Source organism: Burkholderia sp. Ac-20384 (assembly GCF_017104605.1).
GTDB classification, from domain to species: Bacteria; Pseudomonadota; Gammaproteobacteria; order Burkholderiales; family Burkholderiaceae; genus Burkholderia; species Burkholderia lata.
In genome coordinates this window covers 22,559-32,144 of sequence record NZ_JAAGPE010000087.1, presented here as the reverse complement: position 1 = coordinate 32,144, position 9,586 = coordinate 22,559, and the positions used below count along the sequence as shown (strand labels likewise).

Annotated in this window: 6 protein-coding genes; 3 read left to right on the top strand and 3 right to left on the bottom strand. The window is 68.1% G+C overall.

Annotated elements, in window-relative coordinates:
- Positions 1–1,198 (top strand): FUSC family protein (locus G3O00_RS18585; RefSeq protein ID WP_206143897.1); only part of this gene is annotated, 1,198 nt, incomplete at its 5' end.
- 36 nt (positions 1,199–1,234) lie between these two features.
- On the opposite strand, the gene G3O00_RS18580 is transcribed toward G3O00_RS18585, so the two are convergent.
- Together G3O00_RS18580 and G3O00_RS18575 are read right to left on the bottom strand one after the other, a co-directional pair.
- Entirely contained in the window at positions 1,235–2,155 is a 921-nt protein-coding gene (locus G3O00_RS18580) for a bestrophin family ion channel (RefSeq protein ID WP_206143896.1), read from the bottom strand.
- A 12-nt stretch (positions 2,156–2,167) separates the two neighbouring features.
- Positions 2,168–4,492 carry an FdhF/YdeP family oxidoreductase gene (locus G3O00_RS18575; protein WP_206143895.1) on the bottom strand — a complete coding sequence of 775 codons (2,325 nt, stop codon included), beginning with the start codon at positions 4,490–4,492 and terminating at the stop codon, positions 2,168–2,170.
- 155 nt (positions 4,493–4,647) lie between these two features.
- Between G3O00_RS18575 and G3O00_RS18570 the strand changes: the two genes are divergently transcribed.
- Positions 4,648–6,069 (top strand): PLP-dependent aminotransferase family protein, encoded by a 1,422-nt coding sequence (locus G3O00_RS18570; protein WP_011354871.1) that lies wholly within the window; start codon positions 4,648–4,650, stop codon positions 6,067–6,069.
- Between the two features lie 54 nt (positions 6,070–6,123).
- Here G3O00_RS18570 and G3O00_RS18565 read toward each other — a convergent pair whose 3' ends face one another.
- Positions 6,124–7,374, bottom strand: a complete 1,251-nt coding sequence (locus G3O00_RS18565; protein ID WP_206143894.1) for a mechanosensitive ion channel family protein — start codon at positions 7,372–7,374, stop codon at positions 6,124–6,126.
- A gap of 492 nt (positions 7,375–7,866) precedes the next feature.
- Here G3O00_RS18565 and G3O00_RS18560 point away from each other — a divergent pair, with 492 nt between their 5' ends.
- On the top strand, positions 7,867–9,585 hold the full coding sequence (locus G3O00_RS18560) for a SulP family inorganic anion transporter (RefSeq protein WP_206143893.1): 1,719 nt from the start codon (positions 7,867–7,869) through the stop codon (positions 9,583–9,585).
- The last annotated feature ends 1 nt before the right edge of the window (position 9,586 follow it).

Here is a 9,586-nt window from a genome sequence, read left to right as displayed (position 1 = left end):
CGATGCTGCGCAGGTGCTCGACGGCGTGGCCGCGTCGGGCGAAGCGGGGCCCGCGCTGACCGCATTGCGTGCGCGCGTGGACGACGCGGTGCGTGCCGAGGCCGCGGAGCCGGCTGGTTCGGACCCGTCTCGCCTGCTTACGCTCGACCGGCTGGCGGCACTGCTTGCCGGGTTCGACGCCGCCTTTGCGGGCAAGGCGCAGCTGGACCGGCCGAATCCGCCGGCATCGCGCGTGCGCTATGCGTTCCACCACGATCCGGTACTCGCGTGGCACAACGGGATTCGCGCGTTCATCGCGGTGCTGGTCGCGTCGGCGCTGTGGATCGTCACCGCGTGGCCGTCGGGCGCCGGGTTCGTCGCGATCACGGGCGTGGTCTGCGCGCTGTTCTCGACGCGCCCGAACTCGGTGGGCGCCACCGTCGGCTTCCTGAAAGGGGCGGCGTGCGCGGCGGTCGCGGGCGCGCTCTGCAATTTCGTGCTGCTGCCGGCGGTGTCGGGCTTCGAGATGCTTGCGTACATCCTCGGCGTGTTCATGATCGGCACGGGCATCGCGATGCGCAATCCGCGCACGGCCGGCATCGGCAGCGGCTTCTCGATCTTCTTCTGGAATTTCACGTCGCCGGACAATACGGCACGCATCGGCGATGCCGCCTTTCTCAATTCGGCGCTCGCCACGCTGCTGGGCATTGCGTTCGGGGCGCTGGTGTTCTCACTCGTGTTTCCCGGCGATCCCGGCACGAGCCGGCGGCGCCTGCATCGCGCGGTGCGCGACGACCTGACGCGCATCGCACGCAACCCGCGGGCGTGGCGGGCGAGTGAATGGCTGAGCCGCACGGCCGACCGTCTCGGCCGTGAACTCGGTTTCGCGGGCCGTCTGCCGCCTGACCTGATCGAGCGCGACCTGCGCGATCTGCTCGCGGCCTGGACGATCGGCGACAGCCTGCTGGCGCTGGCGGAACTGGCGACGCGCGAGCCGGCGGCGCGCCGTGCGGTCGCGTTGGTGCGAGGGCGGGTCGGGCACGCGGATTTCGCGCGGCTGGAGCGCGCCAGCAACGCGGCAGCCCGCGTGCTGCTGCGGCGCGTGACCGAAGTCGATAGCGACGACGGCCGCGCGCTGCTGCGCGGTGCGGTGCTGTTGAGAACGATCGCGGAGACGGCGGCCGCGCACGATGGCTTCCTGCGAGGCCGCCAGGAATGACGGCGTGCCCGACGCGCGTGTGCGGCGGGCAGTGCGTCAACTGAGCCGATAGGCCTTGCCCGGCGTCACTTCCGCCGGCAGCGGCTCGCGGTTCAGTTCGAGCAGCGTGCGCTCGATCTGGCGCGTCATCGCATCGAGTGCGAGATGGTTCGGCCCGTCGCCGAACGGCTCGGCGATCGCATGCGCGATCGCGTCGAGCGCGATCAGCGTATAGGCGACGAACACGGAGACGAACGGCGTCGCCGCGCCGATCGAATCGACGAGACCGAACGGCAGCAGCACGCAGTACGCGTAGATGGTCCGGTGCAGCAGCACGTCGTACGAGAACGGGATCGGCGTGGACGCGATCCGTTCGCAGCCGCTCACCATCGACACGAGATCGTCGAGGCGCGCGTCGAGCATCCAGAGCCGCGTGTCAGAGAGGTGGCCCGCATCGGCGCGTGCGGCGAACGCTTCGCGCAGTTCGTGCACGATCACGACCGGGCGGAACCGCGAAGCGGCGACGCGCGCATAGGTGGCGCCGTCGAGCAGCCCGCGCAGGTCCGCGGCCGGATCGGTGCCGCGCAGTTGATGCTTGAGCGCATAGACGAACGCGACGACTTTCCGCACGAACACGCGCCGCGAGGCATCGTCACGATCGATCGCGCCGTAGCAGAGCGCCTGCGACACCAGCGTGCGCGTGGCGGTCAGAACCCCGCCCCACAGTTGCCGCCCCTCGCGGTAGCGTTCGTAGCTCGCGTTATTGCGAAAGCCCGCGAAGATCGCGAGCGTGAGGCCGATCAGCGTGAACGGCGTCGGGTTCAGCGGCACCTTCTCGCCGAGCACGCGGCCGCCACCCCATACCGCGACGAGGCTGATCGCGAGCGTCAGCACGAGCTGCGGCAGGATGGTCGGCAGCACCGAGCCGTTCCAGACGAGCAGCATCCGCAGCCAATGCTCGCGCGGACGAACGATCATCGCTGCGCTCCGTCAGGCGGCGATCGACGCCGGCGCGGCCGCGCGATGCAGCAGCACCGGGATCGACTTCGACGTCGGCGTGTTGCACACGTCGCCGACGCTGTCGAGCGGCACGAGCGGGTTCGTTTCCGGGTAGTACGCGCCGATGCAGCCGCGCGGGATGTCGTACTCGACGAGCAGGAAGCCGTCCGCGCGCCGCTCGATGCCGTCGTGCCACACGGTTTCCATGTCGACCCAGTCGCCGGCCTTCAGGCCGAGCATTGCGAGGTCGTCACGGTTGACGAACACCACGCGGCGCTGGCCGAACACACCGCGATAGCGGTCGTCGAGCCCGTAGACGGTCGTGTTGTACTGATCGTGTGAGCGCGTCGTCATCAGCGTCATCAGCCGTTCGCCGTGCTGCGCGCGGGCACGCTGGATCGGCGTGTCGGTCGGCAGCGCGTGCGCGATGAAGTTCGCCTTGCCCGTCGGCGTGAGCCATTCGCGGTCGCGCGACGCGACGCGCAGGTGGAAGCCGCCCGGCCGCGCGATGCGCGTGTTGTAGTCGTAGAAGCCGTCGAGCGTCGCCTCGATCGCGTCGCGGATCTTTGCGTAGTCGTCCTTGTAGGCCAGCCAGTCGATCTTGCCGTTGCCGAACAGCGCATTGCCCATGTGCGCGACGATCGCGGGCTCCGACATCAGGTTCGGCGACGCCGGCTTGTTCATCCCGTACGACACGTGGACCATGCTCATCGAATCCTCGACCGTCACGCCTTGCGCGACGTTGTCCTGCAGGTCGATCTCGGTGCGGCCGAGCGTCGGCAGGATCAGCGCGTCGCGGCCGTGGATCAGGTGGCTGCGGTTCAGCTTCGTCGTGATGTGCACCGAGAGGTCGCAACGGCGCATGCCTTCCCACGTGCGCGGCGTGTCGGGCGTCGCCATCGCGAAGTTGCCGCCCAGGCCGATCAGCACCTTCACATGGCCTTCGAGCATCCCTTCGATCGTCTCGACGACATCGAGGCCGTGGTGGCGCGGCGGTTCGAAGTCGAACACGTGGCCGAGCCGGTCGAGGAACGCCTGCGACGGCTTTTCCTCGATGCCGACCGTGCGGTTGCCCTGCACGTTCGAGTGGCCGCGCACCGGGCACAGGCCCGCGCCCGGGCGGCCGATGTTGCCGCGCATCAGCATCAGGTTCGTCAGCATCTGCACGGTCGCGACCGAATGCTTGTGCTGCGTGATGCCCATGCCCCACGTCGCGATCACGCGCTCGCTGCGTGCATAGAGTTGCGCGAGGCTGTCGATCTGTTCATACGGCACGCCGCTTTCGGCCGTCAGTGCGGACCAGCTTTCGTTGCGCAGGTCGTCGGCGAATGCGTCGAAGCCGGCCGTGTGCTCGCCGATGAACGCGGTGTCGAGCACGCGCGGCGCACCGGCGGCGCGCGCGGCGTCGTCGAGTTCGAGCACACGCTTCGCCATCCCCTTGATCAGCGCGAAATCGCCGCCGATCGTCGGCTGGATGAACGTCGACGCGATCTTGGTGCCCGACATCGTCAGCATTTCGATCGGGCTTTGCGGATCGGCGAAGCGTTCGAGGCCGCGTTCCTTCAGCGGGTTGATCGACACGATCGTCGCGCCGCGCTTCGCGCACTCGCGCAGTTCGCCCATCATCCGCGGGTGGTTGGTGGCCGGGTTCTGGCCGAAGATCAGCAGCGTGTCCGCGTGTTCGAAATCGTCGAGCGTGACGGTGCCCTTGCCGACACCGACCGACGCCGGCAGCCCGCGGCTCGTCGCCTCGTGGCACATGTTCGAGCAGTCGGGGAAGTTGTTCGTGCCGTACAGCCGCACGAGCAGCTGGTACAGGAACGCCGCTTCGTTGCTGGCGCGGCCGGACGTGTAGAACGCGGCCTGGTTCGGGTCGGGCAGCTCACGCAGGTGGCGCGCGATCAGCTCGAACGCGTCGTCCCAGGCGATCGGCACGTAGCGGTCGGTCTGCGCGTCATACACCATCGGGTCGGTGAGCCGGCCGTGCTGCTCAAGTTCGAAGTCCGACTGCTCGAGCAGCTCGGTCACGGTGTGCGCGGCGAAGAAGTCGGGCGTCACGCGCTTGCTTGTCGCTTCGGCGGCCACGGCCTTCACGCCGTTTTCGCAGAATTCGAACGTCGATGCGTGCTGGCGGTCGGGCCACGCGCAGCCCGGGCAGTCGAAGCCGTCCGGCTGGTTCTGGCGCAGCAGCGTACGGTAGTTGCCGCCTGCGACCTTTTCCTTGATCAGGTTGATCGTGACGGCTTTCAGCGCGCCCCAGCCGGCGGCCGGGTGGGTGTACGGTTCGATGCGCGCGGTGGCGGATTTCTTTTTCATGATGCAGCGGGTGTCGGGGTCGATAGGTGCAGAGTACGCGCGGCCCCGGTCCGGCTGTGTGTACACCTGTTCGCTTCAAAAAAGAGTACAGTTGCGGCCATTCAGGCAGTGCGGATCGCAACTGTGTTGTTGAAGGGAAGTTGAAAGGAAGGCGCATGAAGCGTTACGAACAACTGGCCGACGATCTCCAGGCGCAGATCGAACGTGGCGTGTACCGGCCCGGCGAGCGGATTCCGTCGGTGCGGCAGGCGAGCCGGCAGCAGCAGCTCAGCGTCACGACCGTGCTGCGCGCGTACCTCGTGCTGGAAAGCCGCGGCCTGATCGAAAGCCGGCCGCAATCGGGCTATTTCGTCCGCGCGCGCGCGTCGGCGCCGGCCGAGGCCGAGCTGCACATGTCGGCGCCTGCCGCCGAGCCGTCGGCCGTCGACGTGAGCCGGCTCGTGCTGTCGACGCTGCGCTCGATCTCGCGCGACGACGCGGTGCCGCTCGGCTCGCCATATCCCGACGCGTCGCAGTTTCCGGTGCAGCGTCTCGCGCGCTATGCGCAGACGATCGGCCGCCGCCGCACGCGCTGGGGCGTGATCGACGATCTGCCGCCCGGCAACCAGGAGCTGATCCGCCAGATCGCGCGGCGCTATGCGGAGCGCGGGATCGCGGTCGAACCCGGCGAGATCGTGGTGACGATCGGCGCGACCGAGGCGATCAACCTGTGCCTGCAGGCCGTCGCAAAGCCGGGCGACACGATCGCCGTCGAGTCGCCGACCTTCTACGCGATGCTGCACGCGATCGAGCGGATGGGCATGCGCGCGCTGGAAGTCGCGACGCATCCGGTCGACGGCATCGATCTCGATGCGCTCGAACGGATCCTCGAACGCGAGCACATCGCCGCGTGCATGGTGATGCCGAATTACCAGAATCCACTCGGGTTCGAGATGCCCGACGCGCGCAAGCGCGCGCTCGTCGAATTGCTGGCGAAGCACGGCGTGCCGGCGATCGAGAGCGACGTCTATCACGAGCTGCACTTCGGCGACACGACGCCGAGCGCGCTGAAGTCGTTCGACCGCGACGGGCTCGTGCTGCATTGCGCGTCGTTCACGAAGAGCCTGTCGCCGCGCTACCGGATCGGCTGGGCGATGCCGGGCCGCTACCGCGACCAGGTCGAGAAGCTGAAATTCCTGAACACGCTTGCGACGCCCGCAATCGAGCAGCTCGCAATTGCCGAGTACCTGAAATACGACGGCTACGATTTTCATCTGCGACGCATGCGCAAGCAGTACGCGCAGCAGGCGAGCCTGATGAGCGCGATGGTGCGGCGCTTCTTCCCGGAAGGCACGCGGCTGTCGCAGCCACAGGGCGGGTACGTGCTGTGGGTCGAGCTGCCGCCGCAGGTCGACGCGATGAAGCTGTATGCGGTGGCGCTCGCTCAAGGGATCACGGTCGGCCCCGGGCACATGTTCTCGGCGAGCACCGATTACCGGCATTTCATCCGGCTCAACTACAGCTATCCATGGTCGCGGCAGATCGAGGATGCATTGAAGGTGCTCGGGCGGCTCGCGTCGGAGTGCGCGGCGCGGTGAGTGCAGGGAGCCGCGCGGCGAGCGGCGGCCGATCACCGGCCGCCATCGCATGCATCAACCCGCGTGCGGCGCGTGCTGCACGGTTTGCGCGGCGCCGACCATCTGCCGCATGTCGAAGCCTGACGGGTGCTGGTACACGCGCAACCCGAATTCCGGCAACACCGCGATCAGGTGATCGAACAGGTCGGACTGGATGGCCTCGTAGTCGACCCACGTCGTCGTGTCGGTGAAGCAGTACAGTTCGAGCGGAATGCCTTCGGCCGTGAGCGGCAGTTGCCGCGCCATGCAGGTCATGTCGCGGCGGATGCGCGGATGGCCTTTCAGGTAGTTCGCGACATACGCGCGGAACGTACCGAGGTTCGTCAGCTGGCGGCGGTTCGCCGGGCAGTCGCCGGCTGCGCCGAGCGTGCCGTTCCATTGCTCGATCGCGTCGACCTTGTCCTCGAGATAATCCTTCAGCAGCGTCAGGCGTTCGAGCCGCTCGATCTCGTCGTTTGAGAGAAAGCGCACGCTCGTCGCGTCGACGAACAGCGCGCGCTTGATGCGGCGCCCGCCCGCTTCGGTCATCCCGCGCCAGTTCTGGTAGCTCTCGGTGATCAGCTTCCACGTCGGTACCGTGATGATCGTGTGATCGAAGTTCGCGACCTTGACGGTGTTCAGCGTGATGTCGATCACGGTGCCGTCCGCGCCGGCCGACGGCATCGTGATCCAGTCGCCGATCCGCAGCATGTCGTTCGACGACAGTTGCACGCCCGCGACGAGGCCGAGCAGCGTGTCCTTGAAGATCAGCATCAGCACCGCCGACATCGCGCCGATGCCGGACAGCAGCAGGCCGATCTGCTTGCCGGTCGCATCGCCGATCACGACCAGCGCGGCCGTGATGAACATCACGAGCTTGACGAGCTGCATCGCGCCTTTCAGCGACAGGTGCGGCTGGTCGTGTTGATCGCGCTGGTACGTGCGATGCGTGTGTTCGAGCGCGGACAGCGTCGCGCTGACCGTCATCGTCACGAGGAACACGATCAGCGCGAACAGCACCTTGTCGGCGGCCTCGGCGGCCGTCTCGGGGATGCCGGGCACCGCGCCGAGCCCGAGCTTGATCACGACGAACGGGACGATGCGGTTCAGCCATTTGAACGCGCCGAACTCGAATAGCGCGTCGTCGACGCGCGTGGCGGAAAGCCGTGCGAGCCGCGCGACCACGCGGAACAGCAGGAAATGGACGACGGCGGTGATCGCGCCGGCGGCGGCGAGCAGGATGAGGATGCCGACGAGCGGCGCAAACCAGGATTCGTTCAGGGTCATAGGGGCAAACAGGGGCCTTCTCGTGCGTTGAATCGGCGCCGCGGCGCGGCGCGCGCCCGGTGAAGGGCACATGAAAGGGACCGTGATTGTGCCATCGGGTTCCGTGTACGTTGCCGGGAATGCGGGGGGCGCGCTCCCGAACTTCCTCACCATTGCGCAGGTCTCCTCTGTAATCGGGTGAGGGCGGGTAACGAAAGCGCGTCACCGCAAGCCGTCGCACGCGCGTGCGGCCGGATGCGTGGCACACCGGCACGGGATCGTCTCGACCCCGCTACGGCGGGCCTTCGTGCTTCGATGCGCGTGAACGGCGATCCGCGCAATCATGCGGACGTCGCATGGATCGTCGGTGGGCCGTTCGTCGTTGCGTGCGGCCCAGCGCCGACGGTGAGCGACACGCACCGCCTTCGCGCACTTGCCATGCGATGCCTGCCCGGGGCACGATGCGCGAACGCCTTTGCGAACCCCGTCACCCCGTATTCACGCATTCCACGCATGCAAGATTCCAACGAAAGCCGCGCGTCAGGCGTGCGGCTGCTGAAAGGCATCCTCCCGATCCGTCGTGGCGGGGCGATCCGCGACATCTTCGCGGGCATGTCGCTCGCGTCGATGGACATCCCGCAGGTGCTCGGCTATGCCCGCATCGCCGGGATGCCGGCTGTCACGGGCCTCTACACGGTGTTCCTGCCGCTCGTCGCGTTCGCGTGCTTCGGCGCGTCGCGGCATCTGGTGGTGGCCGCCGATTCCGCGACCGCGACGATTTTCGCGAGCCGGCTGTCGTCGATCGCGCCGGCCGGCAGCGCCGAGTACGTGGCGCTGGCCGGCATGGTCGCGCTGCTGACGGCCGCGATGCTGCTGCTTGCGCGTATCTTCAAGCTGGGTTTTCTTGCCGATTTCCTGTCGCGTACGGTGCTGGTCGGCTTTCTCGCCGGTGTCGGCGTACAGGTGTCGATTGCGATGCTCGGCGACATGCTCGGGCTGGCCGTGCCGTACCCGGCGTCGCGCAGCCTGGCGCAGCTCGACTACGTCGTCACGCATCTCGTCCATACGAGCCGGCCGACGTTCGCGCTCGCGGCGCTCGTCGTCGTCGCGATTCTCGCGTGCAAGCGGTTCCTGCCACGCGTGCCGATGCCGATGATCGCGGTCGCAGGCAGCATCGCGGCCAGCTCCGCGTTCGGCTTCGCCGCGCACGGCATCGCGGTGCTCGGGCCGGTCGCCGGCGGGCTGCCGCCGCTGCGCTGGCCGTCCGTCACGTGGCAGCAGTTCCTCGATCTCGTGCCGGTCGCCGCGTCGTGCTTCGTGATGATCATTGCGCAGAGTGCGGCCGCCGCACGCGTGTTCGCGCAGCAGTACGACGAGGAGGTCGATACCAACGTCGATATCCTCGGCCTCGCGGCCGCGAACGCGGCGGCGGCGGTGGGCGGCGCGTTCGTCGTCAACGGCAGCCCGACGCAGACGGCGATGGCCGACGGCGCGGGCGTGCGCAGCCAGATCGGGCACCTCGCGTTCGCGGCCGTGGTGGCGGTGGTCCTGCTGTTCTTCAGCACCTATCTGCAGTACCTGCCGCATGCGGTGCTGGCCGGCATCGTGTTCACGATCGCGCTCGGGCTGATCAACGTGCGCAGCCTCGCCGCGATCCGCAAGGAAAGCCCCGGCGAGTTCACGCTCGCGCTGGTGACGGCGCTGGCCGTCGTGACGGTCGGCGTCGAGCACGGGATCCTGCTGGCCGTCGCGTTGTCGCTGATGCGGCACGTGCGCCACAGCTACCAGCCGCACACGATGGTGCTCGAACCCGTCGAAGGCAACGGACGGTGGCAGCCGGTGCCCGCGCGACGCGGTGCGATGACGGCGCCGGGGCTGATCGTCTACCGGTTCGGCTCCGACCTGTTCTTCGCGAACGACCATCTGTTCACCGCCGAAGTGACCGAGCTCGTCGATGCGGCGCCGGTGCCGACGCGCTGGTTCGTCGTCGATGCGGGCGCGATCACCGACATCGACTATTCGGCCGCGCGGACGCTGACCGACCTCGTCAAGATGCTGCAGGCACGCGGGATCGGCGTGCTGTTCGGGCGCGTCAACCGCTACCTGCGCGCCGACATGGATCGCCACCGGATCACGGAAATCGTCGGCGCGTCGTGCATTTTCCCGACGCTGCACCAGGCGCTGGAGGCTGCCGGTACGACACCGGCGCCGCAGGAGCCGGGCATCGTGTAGC